The 26,980-nt window shown below is 70.2% G+C and carries 25 protein-coding genes; 11 read left to right on the top strand and 14 right to left on the bottom strand.

Annotated elements, in window-relative coordinates; translation table 11 throughout:
• Positions 1-278: 278 nt before the first annotated feature.
• Both AB5T46_RS03395 and AB5T46_RS03400 read left to right on the top strand, forming a co-directional pair.
• Positions 279-626 carry a cupin domain-containing protein gene (locus AB5T46_RS03395; protein ID WP_370562449.1) on the top strand — a complete coding sequence of 116 codons (348 nt, stop codon included), beginning with the start codon at positions 279-281 and terminating at the stop codon, positions 624-626.
• Positions 627-751: 125 nt separating this feature from the next.
• Positions 752-1,468: an SOS response-associated peptidase gene (locus AB5T46_RS03400; protein ID WP_370562450.1), complete on the top strand. Its 717-nt coding sequence runs from the start codon at positions 752-754 to the stop codon at positions 1,466-1,468.
• 193 nt (positions 1,469-1,661) lie between these two features.
• On the opposite strand, the gene AB5T46_RS03405 is transcribed toward AB5T46_RS03400, so the two are convergent.
• Positions 1,662-4,808 carry a diguanylate cyclase gene (locus AB5T46_RS03405; RefSeq protein WP_370562451.1) on the bottom strand — a complete coding sequence of 1,049 codons (3,147 nt, stop codon included), beginning with the start codon at positions 4,806-4,808 and terminating at the stop codon, positions 1,662-1,664.
• 272 nt (positions 4,809-5,080) lie between these two features.
• On the opposite strand from AB5T46_RS03405, the gene AB5T46_RS03410 reads away from it, so the two are divergent.
• Complete coding sequence (locus AB5T46_RS03410) at positions 5,081-5,533, top strand: anthrone oxygenase family protein (RefSeq protein ID WP_370562452.1); 453 nt, start codon at positions 5,081-5,083, stop codon at positions 5,531-5,533.
• Between the two features lie 59 nt (positions 5,534-5,592).
• Here the strand turns inward: AB5T46_RS03410 and AB5T46_RS03415 are convergent, their stop codons facing one another.
• From AB5T46_RS03415 to AB5T46_RS03425, 3 genes are all read right to left on the bottom strand, one after another.
• A complete protein-coding gene (locus AB5T46_RS03415; protein WP_370562453.1) occupies positions 5,593-5,745 on the bottom strand; it encodes a hypothetical protein in 153 nt (50 codons plus the stop codon).
• Positions 5,746-5,892: 147 nt separating this feature from the next.
• Positions 5,893-6,603, bottom strand: coding sequence for a DUF899 family protein (locus AB5T46_RS03420; protein WP_370562454.1), 711 nt, complete (start codon positions 6,601-6,603; stop codon positions 5,893-5,895).
• 30 nt (positions 6,604-6,633) lie between these two features.
• Entirely contained in the window at positions 6,634-7,293 is a 660-nt protein-coding gene (locus tag AB5T46_RS03425) for a glutathione S-transferase family protein (protein WP_370562455.1), read from the bottom strand.
• Between the two features lie 188 nt (positions 7,294-7,481).
• On the opposite strand from AB5T46_RS03425, the gene AB5T46_RS03430 reads away from it, so the two are divergent.
• Both AB5T46_RS03430 and AB5T46_RS03435 read left to right on the top strand, forming a co-directional pair.
• Entirely contained in the window at positions 7,482-8,408 is a 927-nt protein-coding gene (locus AB5T46_RS03430) for an alpha/beta hydrolase family protein (protein WP_370562456.1), read from the top strand.
• Positions 8,409-8,707: 299 nt separating this feature from the next.
• Complete coding sequence (locus AB5T46_RS03435) at positions 8,708-9,565, top strand: PA4780 family RIO1-like protein kinase (RefSeq protein WP_370562457.1); 858 nt, start codon at positions 8,708-8,710, stop codon at positions 9,563-9,565.
• Between the two features lie 21 nt (positions 9,566-9,586).
• Here the strand turns inward: AB5T46_RS03435 and AB5T46_RS03440 are convergent, their stop codons facing one another.
• Positions 9,587-10,861, bottom strand: coding sequence for a glutamate-5-semialdehyde dehydrogenase (locus tag AB5T46_RS03440; protein ID WP_370562458.1), 1,275 nt, complete (start codon positions 10,859-10,861; stop codon positions 9,587-9,589).
• A 20-nt stretch (positions 10,862-10,881) separates the two neighbouring features.
• Positions 10,882-12,024, bottom strand: a complete 1,143-nt coding sequence (proB, locus tag AB5T46_RS03445) for a glutamate 5-kinase (protein ID WP_370562459.1) — start codon at positions 12,022-12,024, stop codon at positions 10,882-10,884.
• Positions 12,025-12,361: 337 nt separating this feature from the next.
• On the opposite strand from proB, the gene AB5T46_RS03450 reads away from it, so the two are divergent.
• Both AB5T46_RS03450 and AB5T46_RS03455 read left to right on the top strand, forming a co-directional pair.
• Entirely contained in the window at positions 12,362-13,249 is an 888-nt protein-coding gene (locus AB5T46_RS03450) for a pseudouridine synthase (protein ID WP_370562461.1), read from the top strand.
• A gap of 108 nt (positions 13,250-13,357) precedes the next feature.
• Positions 13,358-14,026, top strand: coding sequence for a nitroreductase family protein (locus tag AB5T46_RS03455; protein WP_370562462.1), 669 nt, complete (start codon positions 13,358-13,360; stop codon positions 14,024-14,026).
• Positions 14,027-14,071: 45 nt separating this feature from the next.
• Here the strand turns inward: AB5T46_RS03455 and AB5T46_RS03460 are convergent, their stop codons facing one another.
• Positions 14,072-15,907: a DUF7844 domain-containing protein gene (locus AB5T46_RS03460; RefSeq protein ID WP_370562463.1), complete on the bottom strand. Its 1,836-nt coding sequence runs from the start codon at positions 15,905-15,907 to the stop codon at positions 14,072-14,074.
• A complete protein-coding gene (locus tag AB5T46_RS03465; RefSeq protein WP_370562464.1) occupies positions 15,904-16,206 on the bottom strand; it encodes a DUF2388 domain-containing protein in 303 nt (100 codons plus the stop codon). Before AB5T46_RS03465 ends, AB5T46_RS03460 begins: the two co-directional genes overlap by 4 nt.
• A 355-nt stretch (positions 16,207-16,561) precedes the next feature.
• Between AB5T46_RS03465 and AB5T46_RS03470 the strand changes: the two genes are divergently transcribed.
• The 4 genes from AB5T46_RS03470 to AB5T46_RS03485 all read left to right on the top strand — a co-directional run bounded on the left by AB5T46_RS03470 (position 16,562) and on the right by AB5T46_RS03485 (position 18,197).
• Positions 16,562-17,242: a class I SAM-dependent methyltransferase gene (locus AB5T46_RS03470; RefSeq protein ID WP_370562465.1), complete on the top strand. Its 681-nt coding sequence runs from the start codon at positions 16,562-16,564 to the stop codon at positions 17,240-17,242.
• On the top strand, positions 17,239-17,583 hold the full coding sequence (locus AB5T46_RS03475) for a YkgJ family cysteine cluster protein (RefSeq protein WP_370562466.1): 345 nt from the start codon (positions 17,239-17,241) through the stop codon (positions 17,581-17,583). Before AB5T46_RS03470 ends, AB5T46_RS03475 begins: the two co-directional genes overlap by 4 nt.
• A gap of 17 nt (positions 17,584-17,600) precedes the next feature.
• Positions 17,601-17,795, top strand: coding sequence for a hypothetical protein (locus AB5T46_RS03480; RefSeq protein WP_370562467.1), 195 nt, complete (start codon positions 17,601-17,603; stop codon positions 17,793-17,795).
• A gap of 135 nt (positions 17,796-17,930) precedes the next feature.
• The gene (locus AB5T46_RS03485; RefSeq protein WP_370562468.1) at positions 17,931-18,197 is read left to right on the top strand and encodes a DksA/TraR family C4-type zinc finger protein; all 267 of its coding nucleotides are present in this window, start codon (positions 17,931-17,933) and stop codon (positions 18,195-18,197) included.
• Between the two features lie 95 nt (positions 18,198-18,292).
• Here AB5T46_RS03485 and AB5T46_RS03490 read toward each other — a convergent pair whose 3' ends face one another.
• From AB5T46_RS03490 to tssF, 6 genes are all read right to left on the bottom strand, one after another.
• Positions 18,293-18,904: a dioxygenase family protein gene (locus AB5T46_RS03490; protein WP_370562469.1), complete on the bottom strand. Its 612-nt coding sequence runs from the start codon at positions 18,902-18,904 to the stop codon at positions 18,293-18,295.
• Positions 18,905-18,973: 69 nt separating this feature from the next.
• Positions 18,974-19,579, bottom strand: coding sequence for a Crp/Fnr family transcriptional regulator (locus tag AB5T46_RS03495; protein ID WP_370562470.1), 606 nt, complete (start codon positions 19,577-19,579; stop codon positions 18,974-18,976).
• 50 nt (positions 19,580-19,629) lie between these two features.
• A complete protein-coding gene (locus AB5T46_RS03500; RefSeq protein ID WP_370562471.1) occupies positions 19,630-20,370 on the bottom strand; it encodes a creatininase family protein in 741 nt (246 codons plus the stop codon).
• A 576-nt stretch (positions 20,371-20,946) separates the two neighbouring features.
• On the bottom strand, positions 20,947-23,598 hold the full coding sequence (gene tssH / locus AB5T46_RS03505; protein WP_370562472.1) for a type VI secretion system ATPase TssH: 2,652 nt from the start codon (positions 23,596-23,598) through the stop codon (positions 20,947-20,949).
• Between the two features lie 189 nt (positions 23,599-23,787).
• Positions 23,788-25,026, bottom strand: coding sequence for a type VI secretion system baseplate subunit TssG (tssG, locus tag AB5T46_RS03510; protein WP_370562473.1), 1,239 nt, complete (start codon positions 25,024-25,026; stop codon positions 23,788-23,790).
• A 2-nt stretch (positions 25,027-25,028) separates the two neighbouring features.
• The gene (gene tssF / locus AB5T46_RS03515) at positions 25,029-26,864 is read right to left on the bottom strand and encodes a type VI secretion system baseplate subunit TssF (RefSeq protein WP_370562474.1); all 1,836 of its coding nucleotides are present in this window, start codon (positions 26,862-26,864) and stop codon (positions 25,029-25,031) included.
• Positions 26,865-26,980 lie beyond the last annotated feature (116 nt).

Here is a 26,980-nt window from a genome sequence, read left to right on the forward strand (position 1 = left end):
CCAGCAGAGGACAACAAATGGGGGGGGGGCCCTCCCCCCCCCCCCCCCACTCCCACAGGTGCCGATTTGCGGCCGCGACTTCCCGCTCGAGCTGCAGCGCGTGATCATCGCCGTCGTCGGCCATGGCGGGTTCCGCGGAAAGGCCACCCGACTATCGGTTCGGCGATGTGGAGGATGCGGGTGTGCCGCGCCGGAAGTCCGTTCACGTCGCCGTCTCCCGCCTTTAACGCCGGGCGCGCGATCTTCGAGGTGTAACGCCAGGAGCCCCAGGAGTCGGGATGAAGCACGAGCGCTTCCGCTTCGACAGCGGGTTCCGGGTGGCTTTCGACGTACGCGATGTGCAGGCGGCGGAAATGGTCGTCCGGCCCGGCGACAGCGAAGGCGGCCCGGACAATTACCATCAGGGCGCGGACCAGTGGTTGTACGTGGTGTCTGGCACCGGGCTGGCGATCGTCGATGGGGTCCATCAGCGGCTGGGCGCCGGCAGCCTGCTGGTGATCGAGCGCGGCGAGCGGCACGAGATCCGCAATACCGGTCGCACGCCTCTCAAGACCCTGAACTTCTATGCGCCGCCGGCCTACGACGAGGGCGGGGAGCCGCTGCCGGCGGGTCGCAAGCGCGGATAGCGCGATGGCAGGTTGCGGCGCGGGAAACGCCGGCGCGGAACCTGCATGCCAGGAGCAGGGAGGGCGTACTGGAGGGCCGAGGCCGGTACGATCGGCCATCGGTCGGCCACGCAGGGCGCGCGCGCATGCGTAGATTCGTGCAGACGTTCGTGCCGGGCGGCCTGCCCGGCGAGCTGCCACCGGATGTTTCGGCGGCGTTGGCTGACATGCCGGAGCGCTACAACATCGCGGTGCGCAAGCCGGCCGCCGTGATCTTCGACCGCGGCGACGGCCTGCGCGTGGAGGAGTTCGACTGGGGCCTGATCCCACGCTGGGCGGCGCTGCCGGAGACGAAGTACACGACGGTCACCGCGCGGCTCGAGCGCGCGCCGAAGAGCCGCATCTTCCGGCGTCCGTGGGAAACCCGGCGCTGCGTGGTGCCGATGAACGGCTACTACAAATGGGACCGCTCCGCGGCGCCGGCGCAACCGTACTTCATCCAGGCGCGGGACGGCGCGGCGCTGTTCGCGGCCGGGCTGTGGGACCATTGGGAGAAGGGCGAGCCGGAGGTGTATTCGTTCGCCGTGCTCACGCATGCGAACGCCGCGATTCCGCCGCCGCTGGTGCCGGATGGCCCGGTGTTCCTGCCCGCGGCCGAGGCGGCCGAATGGATCGCGGGACCGCGGCTGCCGATGCCGTTCCTCTCGCGGATGGCGCAACCTGCGCTGGAGGCCTACCCGGTATCGCGTGCGATCGCACGCCGCGACGTCGACGACTACACGCTGCTCGAACCGGTCGACCCGCTGGAGGACGCGATCGCGAACGTGGGTTTCGATGACGCGTTCGACGACGAAGAGGAATAGCCGCGACAGCTTGTTCGTAGGAGCGCCCCATGGGCGCGATACCGCGGGTGTCGGAATTGCGGGACGAAAGCCGACTCGAGTGGACTCGAGTGCCTTTGTGGAGCAAGCCCACCCCGGGGGTTGAAGCGCCTGCAGCCGGATACCCGCGGTATCGCGCCCGTGGGGCGCTCCTACGGCGGCTTCGCCGGCATGCTTACCGCTCGAAGCGCGGCGTGACGTTGCCCGAATGCAACACCCGTCCCCCGTCCTCGCCGACATCGTCCGGACTGGCGCCGGCCAGCAGTGCCTGGATGGCCGCCTGTCCGGGCGCGCGTCCCGGCGCCAGGCCGACCCAGGCGTCCTTGCCGCCGCGCTTGGCGCTGTACAGGCAGCGGTCGGCCAGCGCCACGCTGGCCTCCCAGTCGCCGAGCGCGGGCCAGTCGAGCGAGAACGGCCACGGCGCGAAGCCGATGGAGCAGGTCAGCTCCAGCATCACGCCCGGGCGCGCACGGATCGGCTGCCTGGCGATCGTCCCGCGGATGCGCTCGGCCAGGACCATCGCATCGTCGATGTGGGTGAAGCGGCTGATCAGCAGGAACTCCTCGCCGCCCCAGCGCACCAGCAGGTCGTCGTCGCGGCACAGCAGGCGCAGGCGGTCGGCGAAATGGACCAGCACCTCGTCGCCGGCCTGATGGCCATGGAGGTCGTTGACCTGTTTGAAATCGTCGATGTCGATCATGAAGAACACCAGGCGCTCATGGCCGTCGCTGGAGCGTTCGAGCCGGACGCGCAGGGCGGCGGCTTCGCGGCCGAGCCAGTCCTGCAGGTCGCGGCGGTTGGAGATTCGGGTCAGCGGATCGCGCCGGGTGGCGACGTCGAGCTGCTCGTTGGTGTGGCGCAGCCGCTGGTTGGCCTCCTGCAGCTGCGCAGTGCGCTCGGCGACGGTCTGGTTGAGCAGTTCGACCCGGCGGCCCTCGCGGCGCATGGCCGCGCCGACGCGGGTCGCGAGCCCGGCCAGCAGCAGCAGCGTCAGCAGGCCGTAGCCGAAATAGGCGAGGGGATGCCGCCACCACGGCGGCGTCATCCGGACCGCCAGGCTGCGCGACGGGCCGAACTGGCCGTCACGCCCGGCCGCCTGCACGTGCAGGGTGTAGCGTCCGGGCGGCAGGTGGCTGGCGGAGAACTCGGCATGCGCCGCGTTCGGATGAATCCACTCCTGGTGCAGGCCCTCCACCCGGTAGCGCAGCCGCGCCGCGTCCGGCGCGGTGAAGTCGATCGCGGTCATCGCGATCGAGAACACGATGTCCCGATGTCCCAGGGTAATGCCGTCGGCATAGACGAGGTCGGTCTCGCGTGGCGCGGTATCGCCGTTCGGCTGCTCCTGCGACATGATGCGCAGCGCGGTCAGCACCGGCCGCGCCGGCGCGCTGCGGACCGGCAGGCCGCGTGGATCGATCACGTCCAGACCGCGGGTGCCGCCGAAGTACAGCAGGCCGTCGGCCGCGCGGAACGCCGAGCCGCTGTTGAATTCCTGGTTCTGCAGGCCGTCTCGCGGCCCGAGGTTCTGGATGATCCCGGTGGCCGGATCGAGCACGCTCAAGCCGTGGTTGGTGCTCAGCCACAGGCGCCGGTCGCCGTCCTCGAGAATGCGGTAGACCACGTTGTTGGCCAGTCCGTCGTTGTCGGTGTAGGCGCGTGCGTGGCCGCCGGCGGGCTCGATGCGGTACAGGCCGCCGGAGAAGCTGCCGGCCCACAGCGCGCCGCTGCCGGCATGCAGCGACCAGATCGACTCATGCAGCTCGCCCCCGGCCGGCCGGAATCGTTGCGGCACGCCGTCGTCGTCCAGGCGCCACAGGCCATCGGCGTTGCTGCCGATCCACAGGGTGCCGTCGTCGTCGCGCAGCAGGCAGGTCAGCAGCACGCCGGACAGCGGTGCCAGCCGGGGGTCGTCGACCACGCGTCCGCCTTCGATCCGGGCGAGGCCGCCGCGGGTGGCGACCCACAGGCCGCCATCCGCCGGCCACAGGTCCTCGATCCGCGCGTCCGGCAGGCCGACGATCCGTTGCGCCCGATCGCCGCCGCGCCAGTGCCACAGTCCGGCGTGCGTGCCGATCCACCAGCCGCCGCCGCGCGCCGGCCGGATCACGCGCACCGAGCGTCCGGCGAACGCCGGCACCGGTTGCCACGGGCCGGCGCCGTGGCGTTGCATCAGGCCGGCGTCGGTGCCGGCCAGCAGATGCGTCCCGTCGCGCCAGATCGCGCGCATGCTGCGGCTGGGCCAGGTGGCCGGGCCGGAGGAGACTCCTGGGGCGCCCTGCCGGATCGCCGCCGATAGCGGCCGCATCTGGTACAAACCCGACGTATAGGTGCCGATCCACAGCGAGCCGGAACCGTCCTCGTGAAGGCTGACGATCGCACTCTGCAGTGCGCGGTCGAGCGGCAACGAGCGCGGGGACGCGCCGTCCGCCGGCAGCTGCCTCAGGTTGCCGTCGCCAAAACCGACCAGCACGCGCCCGTCGGACAGCCGCAGCAACGCGCTGATGCGCTCCGGGCCGGCGCCCAGTTCCGACATCGGCAGGTGGCGCAGGAGCCGACCGTCGACCGCATCGAGCAGGTGCAGGCCGCCGCGTTCGCTGGCCACCCAGGCGCCTTCCGGGCCGTGTTGCAGGCCGACGCAGACCTCGGCGCCCGCGGGCGGTTCCGCCAGCGGCTGCAGCCCTTCGCGGGTCGCTCGCCATAGCCGGCAGTTGCGGTCGAGCACGAGGGCCGAGCGCCGGTCGTTGCCCGCCACCAGCCGCACCACCGCGGCGGTCGCGCCGAGCCGGCGCACACGGCGGAGGTCGGCATCGACATGGTCGATGCCGGCACCGGTGCCGACCCAGGCCCCGCCGGCCGGATCCAGCAGGATCTGCCCGACCTGGCTGTGCGACAGTCCGTCGGCCGGCCCGAGCCGCGTGCGTCGCCAGTCCGGCAGATGCACCACTTCGAGCCCGGCGTCGTTGGTGCCCAGCCACAGGCGTTGCCGGCCGGTCTCGAACGCGAGTGCGTCGATGCTGCCGCTCGCGAGCCCGTCGTCTCCGGTCCGCCCGCGCCGATGGACGCGGAAGCGGTGGCCGTCGAACCGGTTCAATCCCTCCTGGGTGGCGAGCCACAGAAAGCCGCGGTCATCGACCTCCAGGGCATTGACGGTGGACTGGGACAGCCCCTGGTCGGGTCCGTAGCCTTCCAGGCTCAGTCGCATCGTCGCCGCGTCCGCCAGTGCGACGTCCTGCGCGCCGGCCGCGGCCAAGGGCAGCCAGAGCAGCCAGGCGGCGATCGCGCGAAGGCGCGCTCCGCGGATGGAACGGATGCAATTGCGCATCGGAATGGCCGCCCCCGTGCCGGCCGGTCGTCGGTGCCGTGTCCGGCTCCGGTTCGATCGGAATCGGCGACAGGATAGCCGCTTTTCCGGGACCTCCGGATCGATCAGGCGCGAATCGTGGCCGGCGTGCGGGGCGGACAACGCACCGCTGCCGGACGGTTGACGCGACGGTAACGGCGCTTGCCCTAGCGTGCGCCGATCGCGGCGACCGGAGCGACTGCATGTGGATGGCGGGCGTGCAACTGTTGTGCCTGGTTCTGGTTGCTTGCGCCATGGCATTCGCCCTGGCGCACGCGGCCGAGTTGCCGGGAAAATTGCGGCTGGACAAGACCGCCTATCTTGCGACGCAGCCGATCTACCATCCCGGCTTCACCATCGGCGGCGCCAGCGAGCCGCTGGCGATCCTGGCACTTGCCGTGCTGACATGGTTGGTGCGGACCGACGGCGTCGATCTCCTGCTGGTGCTCGCCAGCCTGGTGCTGGTGCTGGGCATGCAGATCGTCTATTGGCTGGCGGTTCATCCGGTCAACAAGTTCTGGCTGGCCGATCGTTCGCTGCCGCGGGTCAGCGCCGGTTTCTTCGGGCTCGGAAAGGCGCCCCGCGATTCCGGCATCGACCGGTCATGGCGCGCATTCCGCGATCGCTGGGAGTATGCCCACGCGGCACGCGCCGCATTGGCGTTCGCCGCGTTCGTGCTGCTGTGCCTCCATGTCGTGAGGCCATGAGCCGGCGAAGACGGCTGAGATCGTGAGGCCGGACCCCGTGAAACGGCGCGCCGGAGCGCTTATTCGCTGCCGGCGGGCGGGTTGCGGGTGGCGTCGGAGCTGGACGGCTCGGCGCTTTTCGCGGCCTGCTTCTTCGCGCGCTTTTCTTCCTTCTGCTTCTGCTTGGCGATTTCGCGCTGTCGCTTTTCGAAGGAATAGTTGGGCTTGGCCATGGGCGTAATCTCCAGGGAGGGGTATCCCAGTGTAGCCAGCATCGCGAAAAAGGGTTGCGAAAGGCGGGGTTGCGTCGGAGGCGAGACGCGTGTACGGGCACGTCCGCCGCGCCCTCCAGCGGGCAGCGGCGGCGCGCGCGGCCGCGGTCACCCGCGGTATTCGAGCTTCGGATACCAGTCGCTGCCGCGCCCTTCCGGCGTGGTGTCGAGGACCGTCCAGATCGGCATCAGGTCGGGCGCGCCGCGCGGGTCCTGGCCCGGATCGGCGGTCTCGAATCCCATCTCGCCGCTCCAGAAGTGCCGGATCGTCCCGTCGCGGCGCGTGAACACGTTGAGCGCCGCGTCGTCGCCGTCGTCCTCGCTCACCGCGTGGTAGTCGCGGCTGTAGGCGTCGTCGAGATCCGAGTAGAGCCTGAGGTTGCGCCAGCCGCGCTCCGCCTTGAATGCGCGCAGGCGCTCGATCGGCGAGCGGGCGACCACCGCCAGCGCGACGCGCTGCTCGATGTCGGCGGCCTCGCCGTCCCAGGCGCTCAGCAGCGAGGTGCACATCGGGCACGGCCGCTCGCGTTGCGGGCCGAACATGTAGCTGTACACCACCAGCGTCTGCTTGTCGCCGAACAGGCCGGCGAAGTCGACCGGTCCCTGTTCGCCCTCGAAGCGGTAGTGCGCCGTGACCTGGCCGCCGGGCGGCAGCGCGCGGCGCTGCTCGGCCACCCGCTCGATATGACGGCGCAGTTCGATCTCCTCGGCCAGCAGTCCGTCGCGGGCGCGCCGGTACTCGTCGCTTTCGTTCGGGAAGCGGAGATGGTTCCTGTTCACCAGTTCCGCGGCGGCCGTCAATGTCTGATCCGGTGTCATCGGTTGTCTCCTCATCGAGTCGGGTCATGGTCAATCGCGGTCGAGCGCGCCCAGCGGGAACAGCGGGCGATACGGGCGCGCCTCGTCGACCGCGCGTGCGAACGACGGGCGCGCCAGCAGCCGCCGGAGATAGGCCGTCACGTTGGGGAACGCATCGCCGATCGGGTGCGACCAGTCGGCGTAGAACAGGGCGGGTGCCGCGGCGCAGTCGGCCAGGCTGAAAGCGTCGCCCGCAGCCCATTCGCGTCCGGCGAGGGTCTGGTCCAGCCACGCATACGCGGTATCGAGCATCGTGCGCGCCTGCGCAACCCCGTACGGGTCATGGTCCGTTTCCGGGCGGATGCGATCGAACACGATCTTCTGCTGCGGCGTCGAGACGTAGTTGTCGAAGAAGCGGTCGAGCATGCGGACCTCGAGCGCGGCCTGCGGATCCCCGGGAATCAGCCGCACCGGCCCGGGGTGGTGCAGCGCCAGGTGCTCGATGATGATGCTGGCCTCGACCACCGTGCGGCCGGCGTCGACGAGGACGGGAAAGCGCTGCATCGGCCACAGTGCCGCCAACTCCCGCGTCGCCGGGCTGTCCGGCCCTTCGAGCAGGCGCCACTCGAAGGGCGTGTCGTTCTCGTAGAGCGCGATGAGCGCCTTCTGGCAGTAGGACGAGAACGGGTGGGCGTAGAGTTTCGGCGGCATGTCGGTCTCATGTGGGGAAGGGAACGTGTTCCCTTCACGACGAACGAGAGGTTGCGCGATCGACATCGGCGATCCTGCCTCGTTTCCGCGTGCGCGTCGCCGGATCGTCGGGTAGGGTTGGCGGATGTCGGCCGTGCGCCTGCCCGTCTCGCTACGCCGTTGTCGGTTGCCCTGTTCAGGAGGTTCCGATGTCGATGTTTTCTGCGCTGGGGCTGGCACTGGCCAGCCTGCTGGTGCCGGGCGTTTCTCACGGCGAGGCCTTCGCCTGTCCTGCGGGCGGTACGCGCGACGCCGTCGTCACGCTCGAAACTCGTCTGGCCGGCGTGCCGGCGCTGTTGCGTGTGCCGCCGACGATCACCGGGCCACCGGTGCTGCTGTGGCACGGCTTCGGCCCGCCCGCCAGCGAGCGGGCGCTGATGGAGATGCTGCCGCTCGACGACGTGGCGGCGCTCAAGGTGTATCTGGGACTGCCGCTGTTCGGTGCCCGGGCGCCTGCGCCGGGCGAACTGGCGCGGCGGCAGGCGGAAGACCTGGCATCCGAGGTCTTCGAGCCGGTGGTGATGGCGGCTGCGGAGGAGCTGCCTGCGGTGCTCGGCGCATTGCAGCGGATCGGCTGCATGCGGCCGGACGATCGCATCGGCCTGTTCGGGTTCTCGGCCGGCGGTGCGGCGGTACTGTTCGCATTGGCCGAACGCGATGTGCCGGTCGCCGGCGCCGTGGTCCTGAACGCATCGACCGGGCTCGGCACCTCGGTCGCGGCCTACGAGCGGACGACCGGGAAATCCTATCCGTGGAACGACCGGGCGCGCGCGCTGGCGCAGCGGTCGGACGCGGTGAAGCGGGCCGATGCGATCGCCGCCGGCGATCCGCCTCCGGCGCTGCGCATCGTGCAGGGCACCGCGGACGCGATGTTGACGCCGGAACCCGCGCTGGCGCTGCAGCAGGCGCTGGCGCCGCGATACGGCGCGCATGCCGGGCAGCGCCTGCACCTGGAGCTGGTCGAGGGCATGCCCCACAACGTGACCGATGCCGACACCGTCGCCGGGCTGCGTGCATCGGTCGTAGACTGGTTCAACCGATTTCTGGATGCGGCGGACGTGCAGGACGGGGCCTGAGGCAGCGACGATCTGCCGGGAGCTGCGGAACGGGGTCGAGCGTCGCGATTGGCCGGCGACGGCATGCCGTCGCCACTCCCGCAAGGGCAGTGGAGGGCAGGCGTGCTTTCCGTGGGAGCGACGGCAGTCGCGACGGGGAGCCCGCGGCCGTCGATCGCCCGCGTGCTGCGACCGGCGCCTGCAATGGCGTTCAGAAACGCGCCGGGGTCTTCGACAGGGGGGTGGTTCAGGCACTTGGTCGCTCCGATGCCTGTTTCCGACGACAATGGCCGCCCTTCCGCACCGGTGTACCGCACTCGATGAAGATCCCCCACGGCCTGCAGCCGATGATCGACGATGGTCTGATCGACGAGGTGCTGCGGCCGCTCAAGAGCGGCAAGGAAGCGTCGGTGTACGTGGTGCGCTGCGGCGACGAGGTGCGCTGCGCGAAGGTCTACAAGGACATGGCGCAGCGCAGCTTCCAGGCGCGCGCGCAGTACCAGGAAGGCCGCAAGGTGCGCGGCAGCCGCCAGGCGCGGGCGATGGCGAAGGCGACGAAGTTCGGCAGGCGCGAGCAGGAGACCGCATGGAAGAACACCGAGGCCGAGGTGTTGTACCAGCTGGCCGATGCCGGCGTGCGCGTGCCGCAGCCGCACGGCTTCTTCCACGGTGTGCTGATGATGGACCTGGTCACCGATGCCGACGGCCACAGCGCCCCGCGGCTGGTCGAGGCCGACCTGACCGCGGACCAGGCGCGCGCGTTCCACGCGACGCTGATCGGCGACGTGGTGCGCATGCTGTGCCTGGGCCTGATCCACGGCGACCTGTCCGAGTACAACGTGCTGGTGGCGCCGGACGGGCCGGTGATCATCGATTTCCCGCAGACGGTCAGCGCAGCCGGCAACAATGCCGCGCGCGAGATGCTGCTGCGCGACGTCCACAACCTGCGCGAAAGCCTGGGGCGCCACGCCCCGGAGCTGCACGACACGTACTACGGCGAGGAGATGTGGGCGCTGTTCGAGCAGGGCGAGCTGCGCCCGGACGCCGCGCTGACCGGTGCCTTCGTGTTCGACGAGCACACCGCCGATACCCGCGCGGTGCTGTTCTCGATCGAGGACGCGCGGCAGGAGGCGATCATCCGCCAGCAAGGTCGCGAGGAGGCCGCCGAAAGCGATTGACGGCGGCGTAGACGACGCCAGCTAGCTGGCGTCGACGATCGATTCCGGATGCCGCACCTGGCCCTCGCCGCGCACGACGTAGCGCTCGATCGTCAGCGACTCCAGCCCCATCGGGCCGTAGGCGTGCAGGCGGGTGGTGGAAATGCCGATCTCCGCGCCCAGGCCCAGGCTGCCGCCGTCGTTGAAGCGCGAGGAGGCGTTGACCATCACCGCCGAGCTGCGGATCTCGCGCACGAAGCGGTCGGCCGCCGCCGGATCGGCGCTGGCGATCACCTCGGTATGGTCGGAACCATGGCGCTGGATGTGGGCGATGGCCTCGTCGATCGAATCGACCACGCGCACCGCGAGTATCGGTGACAGGAACTCGGCGGCGTAGTCTTCCTCGGTCGCCGGCGCGGCGTCCGGGAACAGCGCGCGGGTGCGGTCGCAGCCGCGGATCTCGGCGCCGCGCGCCTTCAGCTGCGACAGCGCATCGGGCAGCCAGGCGTCGGCGATCCCGGCGTGGACCAGCAGCGTCTCCAGCGCGTTGCAGACGCCCGGCCGCGACAGCTTGCCGTCGATCGCCAGCTGCAGCGCCAGCGCCGGATCGGCGGCGCGGTCCACGTACAGGTGACAGACGCCCTTGTAATGCTTGATCACCGGTACCCGTGCGTTCTCGGCGACGAAGCGGATCAGCCGTTCGCCGCCGCGCGGGATCGCCAGGTCGATCAGGTCGCTGAGCTGCAGCAGTTCCAGCACGTGCTCGCGCGCGGTGTCCTCGACCAGGGCGACGGCCTCGGCCGGCAGGCCATGCGCACGCAGCGCGCGGTGCAGGCAGGCGGCGATCGCGATGTTGCTGTCGCGTGCCTCCGAACCGCCGCGCAGCAGCACCGCGTTGCCGGCGCGCAGGCACAGCGCGGCGGCGTCGGCGGTCACGTTCGGACGCGCCTCGTAGATCATCGCGATCAGGCCCAGCGGAATGCGGACCTTCTCGATCAACAGGCCGTTGGGGTGCACTTCGCTACGGGTGACCTGGCCGACCGGGTCGGGCAGGGCGGCGACCTCGCGGATCGCGGCGACGATCGCGTCGACGCGGCCGGCGTCCAGCTGCAGGCGGTCGAGCATCGCGCCGGTGGTGCCGGCGGCGCGCGCGCGTTCCATGTCGGCGGTATTGGCCGCCAGGATGTCGTCGCGGCCTTCGGCCACGGCGTCGGCCATGGAGCCCAGCAGCGCCGCGCGCTGCGCGGGCTCGAGGCCGGCAATGGCCAGGGCCGCGGCGCGGGCGCGCTCGGCCAGGTTGCGGACGTATCCGGTCATCGATCTGTCTCCAGCAGGAATCAGTGCACCGCCGCGGCGGCGCCCAGCAGGACCATGTCCTCGCGGCGGATCACCGAGTGGCCATTATGGAACCCCAGCACGGCCTCGATCTCGCGGCTGTGACGGCCGGCGATGCGCTGCAGGTCGGCCGACTGGTACTGCACCAGGCCGCGTGCGAGGCGCTTGCGCCCCTGGGCGCAAGTCACGTCGACCATCGCCGAGCAGTTGAAGTCGCCTTCCACCGAAACCACGCCGCCGGGCAGCAGCGAGGCGCCGCGTTCGGCCAGCGCCTCGGCGGCGCCGTCATCGATCCGGACCACGCCGCCGCTGGGCGGAGTGTGCCGCAGCCACATCTTGCGCGCGACCAGGCGGTCGCCGTGGGGAGGAATGAAGGTGCCGCGCAGGCGATCGTGGGTCAGCGCCGAGATCGCGACCTCGTCATGGCCACAGAACAGTGCAGTACCGATGTCCGCGGCCGCGGCCTTGCTCGCCGCCTCCAGCTTGGTGGACATGCCGCCGGTGCCGAGCGTGCCGGCGCCGCCCTGCGCCATGCGCATGATCCCGGGGGTGATCTCCTTGACCCGGGGCACCGGACGCGCATCGGGATCGCGCGTGGGGTGGCCGGTGTACAGGCCGCCGGTATCGGTGGCGATCAGCAGCATGTCGGCGTCGACCAGGGTCGCGACCACGGCGGCGAGGTTGTCGTTGTCGCCGAGCTTGAGCTCGTCGACCGCGACGGTGTCGTTCTCGTTGACGATCGGCAGCGCGCCGATCCGCAGCAGTTCCCGCAGCGTCGCCTGGGCATTGAGGTAGCGGCGACGGTTGCGCAGGTCGTCATGGCTCAGCAGCACCTGCGCCACCGGCTGTTCGACCAGGCCCTGCCACAGCGACAGCATCGGCGTCTGTCCCAGCGCGGCCAGCGCCTGCCGCTGGACCAGCCCGTTGCGTTTGCCGGCCATCAGGCCGCGTCCGGCGGCAACCGCGCCCGAGGAGACCAGCAGCACTTCGCGACCCTGGTCGCGAAAGCGGGAGACCAGGCCGGCCAGCGCGGCTGCGTTGCGCTTGCCGAGTCGGCCCTTGCCGTCCGTCAGCAGGCTGCTGCCGACCTTGAGTACCGCGCGCCGCCACGTAGGCAACGGTTGTTCCGGAAATGGGAATGTCATCGTCTGCGAGGTTCTCCGAGGGAATATGGAATGGAGCGCCGCACGACATGCGTCCCCGGGGCCGGCTTGGATGCAGCCGGGCGGTGGACAGGCGATCAAGGATCAGCAGCGCTGTCGGCTCACGAAGAGCCCGATACACGAACCCGGACATCGGAACGTTGCATGCAACGCCGGAAAACCAGGTTCAATGGCTGCACACCTTAACATCGATGACGTTCGAACCCAAGCCGGCACGGTGAATCGCGGGCGATTCGACCGGCGACAACGGGCGCATGCCGGTGCCGCGACGGATCCGTCATCGGCCGTATCCGGGGCCCGCTTCGTCATACTCCACGCGATGTCATCGACGCCTCCCGCCATCGCCGGTGTCCGCGCCAGCCACCTGCAGCTGCCACCCGGCCCGTGGCCCACCGTGCTCGACGGCCTGTGCGCGCGCTTTCCGGCGATCTCGCGCGACTGCTGGCGCGAGCGCTTCGCGCGCGGCCGTGTCCTCGATGCGGGCGGCGCGCCGCTCGCGCCCGATGCGCCGTACCGCGTGGGTGCCGAGATCCACTACTACCGCGAAGTGCGCGACGAGCCGCGCATTCCGTTCGAGGAAACCGTGCTGCACGTCGGCGCGCACCTGGTCGTCGCCGACAAGCCGCATTTCCTGCCGGTGGTGCCGGCCGGCGGATTCGTCGAGGAGACGTTGCTCGCGCGCTTGATCCGCCGCCTCGGCAATCCCGACCTGGTGCCCTTGCATCGCATCGACCGCGCGACCGCGGGCCTGGTGCTGTTCTCGGCCGATCCGGCCACGCGGACCCGCTACCAGGCGCTGTTCCGCGAGCGCGCCATTCGCAAGGGCTACGAGGCGCTTGCGCGACCGCTGCCGCAGCTGCGGTTCCCGCATGTGCGCCGCAGCCGCCTGCGGCGCGGCGAGCCGTTCTTCCGCATGCGCGAAGGCGACGGCGACGACAACAGCGAGAGCCGCATCGACGTGATCGGGCGCGACGAGCCGCACTGGCGCTATGCGCTGGAGCCGGTGACCGGTCGCAAGCACCAGCTGCGCGTGCACATGGCGGCGCTGGGCGCGCCGATCCTCAACGATCCGCTGTATCCGGTCCTGCGCGAACCGTTGCTGGATGACTTCGCCCGGCCATTGCAGCTGCTGGCCAGGTCGCTGACGTTCACGGATCCGCTGGACGGACGGATGCGGCGCTTCGAGAGCGGGTTCACGCTGGCCTGAAGTGACGCCCGGTGTGCGATACCGGACTCGCGACGGCTTCGCGATCCGGTCGATTCTCGCCGTGCAAGGTAGTACAACAGCATCGACAGACGCCGACGTCGTGACGATATGACCGAGCCCGAGACCATTCCCCTGCCGTCGCTGCCGGCGCTCACCGACCAGGCGCGCGTCGCCCGCGCCGCCGCATTCGCCGACCAGCTGGCGCGGCGCCGGACCGTGCGCGACTACGCGCCCACGCCGGTGCCGCGCGCGCTGATCGAACACTGCCTGCGCGCGGCCGGCACCGCGCCCAGCGGCGCCAACCAGCAGCCGTGGCGGTTCGTGGCGGTGCAGGACGCGGCCCTGAAACGCCGCATCCGCGAAGGGGCCGAGGCCGAGGAGCGCGAGTTCTACGGTCATCGCGCGCCGGCGGAATGGCTGCAGGCGCTGGCGCCGCTGGGCACGCATGCGCAGAAGCCTTTCCTCGAGACCGCGCCATGGCTGATCGGAGTGTTCTACGAGCGCTTCGGCGTCGACGACGCGGGCGGACGGCACAAGCGCTATTACCCGCATGAGTCCGTCGGCATCGCCACCGGCATGCTGATCGCCGCCCTGCATCACGCGGGACTGGCGACGCTCACCCACACGCCCAGTCCGATGGGCTTCCTCAACGAGGTTCTCGGCCGCCCGCGCAACGAGATGCCGTACCTGTTGCTGGTGGTGGGGCACCCGGCGCCCGACTGCCGCGTGCCCGATCTGCAGCGCCTGCCGCTGGAGCGCATCGCCACGTTCCTGTAGGCCCTAGTGCCGATGTTGCGATCGGACAGCGCCACCGTCACGCCGTCAACGCAGCCGGAATCCGCCTTCGTCGCGATGCAGCTCGCGCAACCGTCCGGCCAGCAGGTCGACGTTGCCCTCGGTCGTTTCCAGCGCCGCGCTGCGCTGGGGCGGTAGCCAGCGACGCGCCTCGGTGCGCAGGCGTTCGCCCTGCTGCCGCCACTGCGCGGCGTGGCGTTCGCTCAGCCGCGCCAGTGCATCGCGCTCGTCCTGCTGCGGCAGGCCGTAGCCGGTATCCGGCAGCAGCGTCGCCGGACGGCTGAGGAGCGCCTGCAGGCCCAGGAAATCCCGCACCGCCGCGAGCGCTTCGGGGTCCTGCGCATCGCCGCCGAGCAGACGCCGCTTGAGTTCGTCGCGCGCCAGCAGTTCCTGTCGCCGCAGCGCCGCCTGTTCCAGCAGCAGCAGCGCGGCGCTCGCGCGCAGGTCGGCGCGCCGCAGCACCGGCGTGCGCTCGGCCGGCGCCAGATCCAGCCAGTCCTGCACCCGTGCCTGCGGCAGGTCGAGCGCCTGCCGCGCGACCTCGAACATCGCCTGGTAGCGCGCGCTCAGCGGTTCGAAGTAGTAGCCGAGACGGCGCGCCTCGTCGCGATCCTCGAGCACATCGGTATCGGCGATGCCGGCGCGCCGCAGCCGGCGCAGCAGCGCCGTCGGGGTGATGCTGGCCAGGCGCTCGCCGGCCAGCCGCGGCACGCCGTCGTGCAGCAGCTTGAAGGTCTCCACCGCGCAGTTGTTGCCGAGGAAGTAGTAGCGGCCGTCGTAGCTCCAATGCAGGCGCGCGGCGCGTTCCAGCAGCGCGGCGATCTCCGCGTCCTGCAGTCGCAGCGGGATCGACTGCAGGCCGCGCAGTTCCACCTTGGTGTATTCGTCGATCACCTGGGCCAGCGGCAGTACGAACAGGCGTGACGGGTACGATCCGGTCAGGCCGCGCCAGCTGGAGACCTGCACGTCGTCGACGAAGGCGCGGAACGACAGCACGCGGTGATGGTCGAGGTCCAGGCGGCAATCGGGCCCGCGCGGCCGCTCCGGCGCGCAGATCACCAGCCGCAGCATGCTGTGGCCCCAGCGGCTCATGAGGCGCTCGTTGCCCTCGGCGAGCAGGTAGTCCACCGCGTAGACGCGTGCAGGATCGATCCGCAGCAGCGGCTGTGGCGCATCGCTGCCGGCCTGCAGGTAGACCAGGTCCGGGGCGCAGTCGGCCTGCGGCGGCGACGTGCCGAAATGCGCGGCGAAATACCGGTACAGCGCCGGTCGGCGGCAGCCGTAGTCCGGATCCAGCAGGAAATGCTCCAGGTTCACCGCCACGAACTCGGCCGGGCTGGTCAGTTCGTAACGGTCCGGGCTGCGGTCGCTGAAAGCGTTGTGCCCGACGCGCAGCCCCAGTCGCAGCGGGCTGACCTGCCAGCCGGCCAGGTCCAGCAGGCGCGGATCGCGCGATAGCCCGCCATGCGGGCTGCGGTCGTAGAAATGCGCCAGTTCGTGGAGCACGGCGGCCTGCGCCGCGCGGGTGGCCGGATCGTCGCTGTCAGCATCCGCCGGCCGCGCCATCCAGTCGTCCAGCAGGGCGCGGTCGAGCAGCATCCGCCGGCCCTTGGCGCGGCCGTGCACCTGCGCCGGCAGGTCGTCGCGCCATTCGACCGCGACGCGGCGGTCCAGCGCGGCCGCCCAGGCTGGCGGCAGGCGCTCGACCGTGGTGTCCAGGAGTTGCCGCGTGGCTGCGGCCTGCGCGGGGCGCAGTGCCGCGTCCTCGATCTGCAGCGACAGCGCCTGCGCCGGAGCGGTGCAGGCGAGCAGGCACAGCGCCGGCCACCACGGCGACCAGGGTCGCCGCAGCCGGCGGATCACAACGCCAGGATCGCTCGTGCCAGCTGCATGTCGTTGACCCGGCGCGCGTCCGGTCGCCGCTCGCGCAGCTGGCGCAGCGCCGCTTCCAGCTGCGCGCCACGGATCTGCCCGTCGCTGGCGACGAAGCTGGCAGCGTCGTCGCGCGCCTGCAGCACCACCTTGTCGTCGCCGGAGGTGCTGTCGGACGAGGCCGACGAACCGGCGGAGGAGGCGCCGGCCGAGGTGCCGGCAAAGCTGCCGGCCAGAGCCGGAGCGGAGGAGAGCGCCAGCAGGGCGCAGATCAGGATCGGTCGAATCATCTGGAGTTCCGCGGAATGGACAGGAAAGCGCCGCCCTGCGGGCGGCCCGGCAAGACTACCCGCATGCACGCTGTGCCGGCTGAATCGACGCCATTCGGTCGCCCCGGGCGGATTTCATGCGGTTCCGAGGGGCGCGAACGGCGGCCGGCACGGCGCCGCGTCGGGACGACTGCGGCGCGTTTCCTGAAGGGAATCCCATGGGGCGCGGCAAAAACCGGGTGAAATCCGCCGCCCGGGCGTAAGATGCAGGGTCTGCACGTGGTTCTGCGCGTTTCGAACGGCCGCTCCTGCCGCCGTTTCGCTCCCTGCCTCGCGCCAACGTCCCGTTGCGGGATCCGGCCTCTCGGGAGCCTCCGTGCCTGGTTACGACACCCACATCCGTACGCTCGACATCGGCGGTCGCGATTATCGCATCCGTTCGCTGGTCGACGTGCAGCAGTTCGCGGATCCGGACCAGCTGGCGGAGCGTGCCGGCATTTCCTCGGCGCAGTGGAGCCTGTTCGGCCATGTCTGGCCCGCAGGCCGGCTGCTCGCCGAAACCATGGCCACGTTCGACGTCGCCGGCAAGCGCATCCTCGAGATCGGTTGCGGCATCGGGCTGGCCAGCCTGGTCCTGCGGCAGCGCGGGGCGGACGTCGTCGCCAGCGACCATCATCCGCTGGCCGAGGTGTTCCTGGCCTACAACGCCGCGCTCAACGGCATGCCCGCGGTCCCGTACCGGACCCTGCGCTGGGACGTGGAGAACGCGTCGCTCGGCCGCTTCGACCTGGTCATCGGCAGCGACGTGCTGTACGAGCGCGGTCACGCCGGGGCGCTGTCGGCATTGCTGCTGCGGCATGCGCAGCCGACGGCCGAGGTGATGATCATCGACCCCGGGCGCGGCAACAACGGCCCGTTCACGCGGGCGTTGCAGGCGCAGGGCTACGTGCTGCACGAGCAGCGCAGTCCGATGAACGAGGGCGAGCTGCCGCCGTTCCGCGGGCGCCTGCTGTACTATCGCCGCGGTGCGGCGGCCGGCGCCGGATTGCTGCGGTGAAGGCCGAAGTCGATCTCCGCGACGCGGACGACGAGGGCGTCGATGCCAGCGTTTCCTGCGGGCGTTGCGACGCGATCTGTTGCCGGCTTACCGTGGTGCTGATGCCCGAGGACGACGTGCCCGCCCATCTCACCGACCATACCGAGCGCGGGCTGCACGTGATGGCGCGCGACGAGGAGGGCTGGTGCGTCGCCGTCGATCCGCTGCGCATGTGCTGCTCGATCTACGACCAGCGCCCGTCGGTGTGCCGGAAGTTCGCGATGGGCAGTCCCTACTGCCGCCACGTCCGCGAGACCCATCACGACCAACTGCGGCGCGGCATTCCGCTGACCATGTACTGACCTTGGAGCACGACACCATGCCATCCAAACCATCCACGCCCGCACCCAGGCCGACCCGCGCAAGGCAGGGCCGCAACGAGGCCGGCTCCGACAAGCGCCTGACCAGCGAGCGCATCTCCGCCGACCTGGCCGCCTTCCGCAAGTCCGGGGGGCGGGTCGAGGTGCTCGGCGTCACCCGCACGCTGACGAAAATCGACGGCTCCGGGAGCTAGCGCGCCTCGACAGGCGCCGATCGCGCCGATGTACGTGCGGCCCGGTCGACACGCGAGCTGCACCGTGTCTGCTTTGCGTTCAGCGCCGGCCGCCTATGCTCGGGAGGCTCTGACAGACAGTTTCCGGAGGCGGACATGGCAACCGGCTGGGCCGGCGACGGCGCCGTACAGGACCAGATCGACGCGACGGTGAAGGACGGGATCGAACGCGCCCGCAGCCGATTGCGACGAGGCCCCGGACTGACCCACTGCGAGGAATGCGACGCGCCGATCCCGGAGGCGCGGCGCAAGGCCGTGCCCGGCGTCCGCCTGTGCGTGTCCTGCCAGGAGGCGCAGGACCGTGACGACGGCGGCGCCGGCAGCTGCAACCGGCGCGGCAGCAAGGACAGCCAGCTGCGCTGAGATCGCCGTAACGCCGGGAGGGACGCTCTGCCCCTGCAGCGCGCATCTCAACGATCCGTATCCGATGGCCGCCGCAGCATGCCGGCGGCGCCATGTCAGTCGTCCGGTGCGGCGAGGATCACATCGCGGCGAACGACCAGGGTGCCGTCGCCGGTGCGTTCCGGCCTGACGATCGCCGGTCCGCCGCGGCCGCTCCGTCGCGACAGGATGTCCCGGGTGATGAGCGGGTCGCCTTCGAACAGCACGTCGTCGAGCCAATACTCGGCGCGGCCGGGCTCGGTGGCCGTCATGTGGATGTGTGCGGGTTCGCTTCGCGAAGGATAGGCCGCGGGTCGAATGGTCCGGATGCGGTAACGACCATCGACGTCGCTGACGACCCAGCCACGCAGATGACCGTGGCGGCGCCCGTTTCCGGTTTCATCCCCGCGCCGCGGATAGCTGCCGGTGGCGTCGGTGTGATACGCATACAGCAGCACGCCCGGCACAGGGGTCCGGCCGTCGGCCGCGTGGACGACGCCATGCAGCAGCAGTCGCTCGCCCGGTTCGTCCGGTCCGGCCAGGGTGGCGGTGGAGCCGGGATCATCCGGCGCATCGGCTGCGCCGCACCACTCGCATGCCGGAAGCGGATCGCTGCCGGCGCGGCCTGGCGCGCTCAGAAACAGCAATGTCGCGTAGCCGGACAGAAAAAGGAGCGTGCGCCGTTTCATGGGAACGATCTCGCAGGGGTATGTGCCTGCAGGTATACGGCCGCTGCCGCCGCACCGCATTAACATCGATCAAGATGTGCGTTGCCCGCGCCATTCGCGCAACAGCCGCGAAAGTGCCTGCTCGGTGACGCCGATGTAGGAGGCGATCTGGCGCTGCGGAATCCAGTCGACCAGCTCCGGATAGCGTTCGGCGAAGCGCCGAAAACGGGTCAGCGCGGAATCGAGCAGCAGTTCGCGCTCGCGCGTCTCCTTGCGCATGGCCATCTGCTCGGCGAGCACGCGCCCGATGCGTTCCCAGGCCGGATGGCGCAGATACAGCGTCGGCACGAGCGACACCGGAAACGCCAGCGTTCGCACGTCGGTGATGGCGGCGATGACGAACGCGTTCGTGGTGCCGGCCAGCATGGCCGAGAGCGGTACCACGATCTCGCCCGGCCGCGAGAACGCCTTGTTGTACTCGCGTCCCGACTCGGTGATGTAGAAGAACCTGAGAAAGCCGGACGCAAGGAACCAGCAGCGGGTCGGCGTTTCGCCGATGTCGAGCAAAGCCTGCCCGGCGTGGAACGTTCTGACTTCCGCATGCCGGCGCAGGTGTTCCAGTTCCTGACCCGGCAGCGTGGCGATCCCGCCCAGCACCGAGGCGAGCGCTGCGAAGTCATCGGTTCCGGCAGTCATCCGTCAGGCCCTATCTGCCACTGCAATGTGGCGGCAGATTGGATCCGCAGTCAATCCTGCTCCAGGAACGCCCGGTAGTCCTCGATCGTGTCCTCGACGCTGGCCTCGAACAGCCGGGTGCCGGCCTCGATGCTGGCCAATGACGGATCCGAGCCGATGCGGCCGTCGGGGAATCGCCTGCGATAGTCCCGCGCGTCGCCGAAGGCCGCGGTCGGCGCGATCCGTGGCGTCAGCGTCATCGGCCGGGCCTGCTCGGGATAGGCGTGCCAGGTCAGCGAGATCTCCGACGGCGTGGCGTGGTGGCCCTCGCTGTCGGCGAACAGTTCGCGCGAGAGCCGCTGCACGCGGCGGCCCATGTACCAGTTGGCCAGCTTCAGGCGCAGCGGCGAGGCCTCGCCGCCGAAGCTGCTGTCGGCGTGGATCTCGGCGAAGGCCGCCTGCACCGTGGCGACGTTGCCGCCATGGCCGTTGAAGAAGTACACGTGACGAAAACCGTGCACGGCCAGCGACTGCACCACGTCGCGGACCACCGCGATCAACGTGGCCGGGCGCAGCGAGAGCGAGCCCGGAAATGCCAGGTGGTGCTGGGCCATGCCGATGCTCAGCGTCGGCGCCACCAGCGTTTCGGTCCGTTCGCCCACGGCGTACGCGATCACTTCCGGGCAGATCGCATCGGTGCCGATCAGGCCGTTGGGGCCGTGCTGCTCGGTGGAGCCGATCGGCACGATGATGCCGGTCGAACGCGCCAGGTAGGTCTCGATCTCGGGCCAGGTGCAGAGCTGCAGTCGCATGGGATCGGCTGTCGGGGAAGGGAGGCCCAGCATATCGGCGCACGACCGTGTTGTGGCCGTCGGACGGGCCGGGGTGTGCTGGACCCTTGTGGTCGCGGATCACGGGCATTCGACGCAAGCCGCCGTACGGCAAGGGTCAACGTCGAAGGCGCGCGCCGCCTGCTGCGCGCAATGGGTCCGCGACGGACGCGCTAGCTGCTTCGCGGTTCGGCTTGGTGTCGGGTGCGAAGAAGACTACCGGCCATCGCCAGGGAGCATTCGCCGCACTTCCCGCGCGACCCGGTGCCATTGGTCGAGACAGATCCCCGGCGTCGCCGCGCTGCGGTGCCGCGCGCAGATCTGCACGGTGTCCGGGAGCGTTCGTACGTCCAGCGCCCAGCCGGACAGGTGCGAGAGGCACCACCCCGCGCTCAACAATACGATCGCGCCCAGTCCCGATTGCATCGCCACGCCTCGCTGCGTCTGCCGGCGCGCGGTTGCGCGACCGGCGTGGCGGCGTCCCGATGCCGCCCACCTCCCATTGGATGCGGAGGGCGGCGAAAGGGTTGCACGGGCCGATGACGAAACGACGAGCGTTCACTCCACGGCATAGGCGAAGCGACCGTCATCGCCGATTCCGGCGCGGATGCGGACGATGCGGCCGCCGTCGCCCATCCGCGCCAGCACTTCGGCAGCGATCTCCGGCAGCAGGGTGCCGGTGAGGATGTGGTCGATGTTGCGGGCGCCTGAATCGACCTCGGTGCAACGCGTCGCCACCGCGTCCACCAGGCTGTCGTCGTAGTCGAAGTGCGCACCGTGGTTGGCCTGGATGCGCCTGGCGATCTTGCCGAGCTTCAGGCGCACGATCTTGCGCATGTTGTCGTCGCGCAGCGGAAAGAACGGGATCACCGTGGTGCGGCCGAGAAAGGCGGGCTTGAACACGCGGTTGAGCTCGGGCTTCAGCAACTCGTTGAGCTGCTCCACCGACGGCAGCGTCTCGCCGTCCTGACAGGCGCGCATGATCAGCTCGGTGCCGGCGTTCGAGGTCAGGATGATCACGGTATTGCGGAAATCGATCTCGCGGCCCTCGCCATCCTCCATGCGGCCCTTGTCGAAGACCTGGAAGAACAGTTCCAGCACGTCGGGGTGCGCCTTCTCGATCTCGTCCAGCAACACCACCGAGTAGGGCCGCCGCCGCACCGCCTCGGTCAGCACGCCGCCCTCGCCGTAGCCGACATAGCCCGGCGGCGAGCCCTTGAGGCTGGAGACGGTGTGCGCCTCCTGATACTCGCTCATGTTGATGGTGATCATGCTGCGCTCGCCGCCGTACAGCATCTCGGCGAGCGCGATCGCCGTCTCGGTCTTGCCGACGCCGGAAGTGCCGACCAGCAGGAACACGCCCTTGGGCTTGTTCGGGTCTTCGAGGTTCGCGCGCGAGGTGCGCACGCGCTGGGCGATGGCTTCGAGCGCGTGGCCCTGGCCGATCACGCGCTGCTCGAGGTGTTCGCGCAGGTTCAGTATGGTCTGGATCTCGTCGGCGACCATGCGCCCGACCGGGATGCCGGTCCAGCCGGCGATGATCTGCGCAACTGCGGTGCCGTCGACGACCGGCAATACCATCGGCGCCTCGCCCTGCAGGCTGCGCAGCTCGGCGCGCAGTGCTTCCAGCTCGGCGATGGCGGCAGCGCGCTCGGGCGCATCGGTCACCAGCGCTTCGACCGCGTCAAGCCTGGCATGGATCTTCGCGACCAGATCCTTCTCGCCCTGCCAACGCGTGTCGAGCTCCGACTGCCGCTGCTGCAGCGCGGTTTCTTCGCTCGCGATCTCGACCAGGCGCGCGGCGTGATCGCCGCCGCCCGCCGCCTCGCGTTCGAGCTGCGCACGTTCGGTGGCGAGTTCCTCCAGGCGCCGGCGCGTGTCCTCGACGGCGGCCGGCGTCGAGCTCTGGCCGATCGCGATCCTGGCGCAGGCCGTGTCGAGCACGCTGACCGCCTTGTCCGGCAGCTGGCGGCCGGCGATGTAGCGCGAGGACAGCTTGACCGCGTCGCGCACCGCCTCGTCGAGGATGCGCACGCGATGGTGCGCGGCCATCGCCCGCGCAACGCCGCGCAGCATCGCCACCGCCTTGTCGTCCTCGGGTTCGTCCACCTTGACGACCTGGAAACGGCGGGTGAGCGCCGGATCCTTCTCGAAGTACTTCTTGTACTCGCTCCAGGTGGTCGCCGCGATCGTGCGCATCTCGCCGCGCGCCAGCGCCGGTTTCAGCAGGTTGGCGGCGTCGTTCTGGCCGGCCGCGCCGCCGGCGCCGATCAGCGTGTGCGCTTCGTCGATGAACATCACGATCGGCTTGGGGCTGGATTTCACCTCCTCGATCACGCCCTTGAGGCGGTTCTCGAACTCCCCCTTGACGCTCGCGCCTGCCTGCAGGAGGCCCAGATCCAGCGACAGCAGCTCCACGCCCTGCAGCGACGGCGGCACGTCGTTCGCGGCGATGCGCGCGGCCAGGCCCTCGACCACCGCGGTCTTGCCGACGCCGGCCTCGCCGGTGAGGATGGGATTGTTCTGCCGGCGCCGGGTCAGCACGTCGATCATCAGCCGGATCTCGGCATCGCGGCCGAGCACCGGATCGAGCCCGCCCTCGCGCGCCCGCTGGGTGAGGTTCTGGCAGTACTGATCGAGGTTCGGCGTGGCGCTGGGGCGGCCATCGGCGCCGGATGGCGCATCGCCCATGGCGGGTGCGGTGGCCGTGTCGCCGATCGCACGCGCGTCGCGCGCCTCGACGGAGGCCGCGATGATGGCGTGGAAGTTCTGCAGCAGCGTTTCCAGGTTGATCGGTTCCAGCGTCGTCGCGACGTTGCCCAGCAGGCGCCGCAGCTCGGCGTCGGCCAGCAGCGCGACCAGCAGATGGCCGCTGCGCATCCTGGATTCGCCGAACTCGATCGAAGCCCAGCCCCAGGCGCGCTCGAGCAGTAGCGGAATGTGTGCCGACAGCGCCGGAGTGCGCTGGTTGCCCGACTTCAGGCCGTCGAGCACCTGCGTCAGCGCGCGCTCGACGCGCTCCGGCGCGATCTCGAACTGGCGTAGGATGCGCTGCACGTCGCTGTTGTCGACCTCCAGCAGCTTGAGCAGCAGATGCTCGATCTCGACGTCGTAGTGCGTGCGCGACAGGCACAGGCCGGCCGCGCCCTCGACCGCACCGCGGCAGGTGGTGTTGAGGCGTCCCACCAGGGATCGCAGGTTCAGCGCCATGACGGCTCTCCGTTCAGCAGACCAAGGTATTGGAGCGGCTTCAGCCGCGGAAAAGACTCCTTTGACACGGATTTACGCGGATAGACACGGATAAGAACTTTTTGATCTTGATCCGCGTTCATCCGTGTAGATCCGCGTCCAGAACAGTTTTTGGTCGCGCCTGAAGTCGTTCAGCAATGCGTGAAGATCTCAGCGCCATGACTGGCCTCCCATGGCCGAGAAATGGAATTCGCATTCGTCGGCCGGCCGCGCGCTGCGGCGCCCGGGCAGCCAGGTGTTCCAGCCGAGCTGTGGGCGGTCCGGCCCGCGATCGCCGATTGCCAGGGGCAATACGTCCCCGGCGCGCAGTGCCAGCTTGATGTGCAGGTCCAGCGCCAGCCCGGTGAGGAAGCGCGCCAGCTCCACCACGTCCGGGAGCAGCGCCGGCCCCGCGCTCGATCCGGGATCGCCTCGCGGCAGCAGACCGCGGAAGCGGGCACGATCCAGCGGGCCGATGCGCAGCCGTAGCGTGGTCTGGCGGTCCCAATAGCGGCTGCCGAGCAGGCAGCCGTCGCCCAGCCTTGCGCTGTCTCGTGCCAGCCGTGTGCGATCGGCCGCCGGCACGCGCTGCCAGGTGCCCAGGCAGCCGTCGACCGCGACCGGCGCGCCGACCACGTCGCCGACCACCTGCGACAGCGCGCCGGCGCCGTGCGGGCGCTGCGAGATCAGCCCGGCGAAGTAGGCGACCGCCGCGCCGGGAAGAGGCCGTTCGGTCGCGCAGCCCGTGGACGGCGTCTCGGGACAGGGCGGTCTCTCTCCCTCGTCCGGCCCCCGCATCCGCTCCGGGGCGGGCTCTGTGGCCGCAGGCATCCGGACGCGGTGCCGGCGGCCGCGCATGCCTGCTGTCGGCTGCAGTCGTGCCTGCAGCGCCGGCGTGCCGAGCCCGACCAGATGGTGGATGTAGCGCAGCGGCGAGTTGCGAAAGCCGAACTCGCAGCCGATGTCCGGCCGGTACTTGGCCCAGGCGCGCCAGAACAGCGTGATCAGCCGATGGTTGAACAGGTCCAGGAATTCCTGCGCGGCGCGGTCGCGCCCGTGTCGCAGCGCGATCAACCATTCCGTGTAGTGCCGCGGCAGCACGCCGGAGGGCCCGGTCAGGCCGAAGAAGCGCACGCCCATGCGCCACCCGCCGCTGCCGTCGTCCTCGAGCGTGTCCAGCTCGGCCGGCGGGAAGTTCAACGACGCCGGCGTGACGAAGCGCAGGGGCCCCGGCCGCGCGGCGGTGCCACGCGCATCGAATCCGTGCGCGCCGTAGATCAGGCGTACCGCCTGGAAGAATCCGAACGCCTGCGGATCCGCGCGCAGCCGCTCGATCGGCGCCGTCGGCGGCTCGACACCGGGCGCTGTGCCTGGTGCCACGGCGGTCTCGATTGCGCTGCCTTCGCTCATGTTCACACCAACGGCATCGCACCGGCGCGCGGCGTGAAGCCGGCCAGCACGCCCTCGCGCTGTTGCGAGCGCACGCTCAGGCGGGTGTAGGAATTGGCAGTGCAGTACAGTCCGAAGAACACGTCCAGCACGCGCGCCAGCAGATACACGCCACCGCCCACGTACTGGTTCTCGTCGAACATCAGTTCGATGTCGGTGCCGCGCACGAAAACCTGCCGCGGCGCGCGGCCGATGCGCGTGACCGATGGTCGGCCGCCGACCTCGACGATGCCGGCGATCTGTTTGCGCAGGCTGGCCGAGTCGGCGTAGTTGTACAGGCTCAGGATCTCCAGCAGCGCTTCGCGGCCGCCGTCGACGATCGACAGGTGGTTCAGCGCCAGGTGCGAGATCAGCCGCCACTGGTTGGCCATGCGCATCGGCGCGCGCCAGGTCGCGGTCGGCTTCTTCAGCAGCCGTGCCTGTGCGATCACGCCGCCGTGCTCGACCTGCAGCAGGCTCTCGTCGCCGCCGAAGGGCAGCTGCGAGGGCAGGTCGCGGTTGGTGCAGGTGAGCGACAGCGACAGTGTCTCCACCGCCGGGACCTTCGGGTTCATGTCGCGGTCGACCAGGGCGATCGACAGTTCGGTGCCCTCGTCGTTGCGCCGCGCGGAGGGTTGTCGCTGCACGTACCAGTGGCAGCCGTCGCCTTCGTCGTGCAGGCCGTGGCGGATCGAGTAGAACGGCGCGAAGTCGCTTAGGTCGGCCCGCTCGGTGGTGCGGCTGAACTTGCGCACCGAGTCCACCGAGTACACCTCCAGCGCCAGCGGGCGGCGCACGTCCGGGATCACCGGGTATTCGTGGCGCTCCTGGGTCAGGCGGATCGGCTCGGCCTGCTGCTTGAACAGGTTGACGATCGGCGTGCAGTTCAGGCGGAAGGTGTCGGCCGACACGGCCTGCTCCAGGCGCGGCAGCCGTTCCGGGCGGCCGAAATTCCGGATCTCGAACACGAGTTCGGCGCCCTTGGCAAAGCGCGAGAAGTCCAGCCCGTCCAACTCGAGGAACAGGAACTTCTCCGGCAGCACGAAGTATTCCTGGATCAGCCGGTAGCCGAGGAAGGAGCGCGCGTCATAGTCGAGCAGGCCCTCGTCCTCGCCGAAACCGACCGCGCGAAGCGCGCCGGCGGGCAGCCTGACGGGCTCGACCCGCGGCGCGCCTTCAGGCGCGCGCAGCGCGATCTGGCTGGTGGAGTTGAGCAGGATCTCGTACAGCGCATGCACCAGCGGGCTCTCGCCGTCCAGGTAGAAGCGCAGCCGGCGCACATCCAACTGCGATAGCGGGGTCTGCCCGCCTGCTTCCAGGCGGATCCGCAGCGTCGCCACGCTGCCGGCGCCATGCAGCGCAAACGCCGAGCGCTCCGCGGATTCCAGCCTGGCGTCGGCGATGCGCAGCGGCCAGATTTCGACCGGATAGGCGGTGCGATAGCGAACCGGCACGCCCTGCACCGGCCGGGTCAGCAGCGTGGTCCCGCGTGGGATGCGTTGCGCCTCGGTCAGTTCAGCGCCGGCGGTCGGCCGCAGTTCGGCGATCGACATCGAGGGCACCGGCCGCAGGAAATGCGGATACAGCACCGACAGCAGCGCCTCGGTGACCTGCGGAAACTCATCGTCAAGTTTCTTGTGGATGCGTGCGGTGAGGAAGGCGAACGATTCGATCATCCGCTCGACATGCGGATCCTCGCAGACCTCGCCCTCGAGCATCAGGCGCGAGGCGATCTTGGGATAGCGCCCGGCGAACTCCCTGGACAGCCTGCGCAGGTAGGTCAGCTCGTTCTCGTAGTAGGGCAACAGTTCGTCGAGCATGGCGGGTGCGCGCGATCTCCCCCGCGGGCGGATCGGGCACTCAGGCTAGGATCGCCGCGCCGTCCGGGCCATTCGCCGAACGGGCTATGCCTTACGGCAGCGCCGGGCCGATCACC

The organism is Luteimonas salinilitoris (assembly GCF_041300785.1).
GTDB classification, from domain to species: Bacteria; Pseudomonadota; Gammaproteobacteria; order Xanthomonadales; family Xanthomonadaceae; genus Luteimonas; species Luteimonas salinilitoris.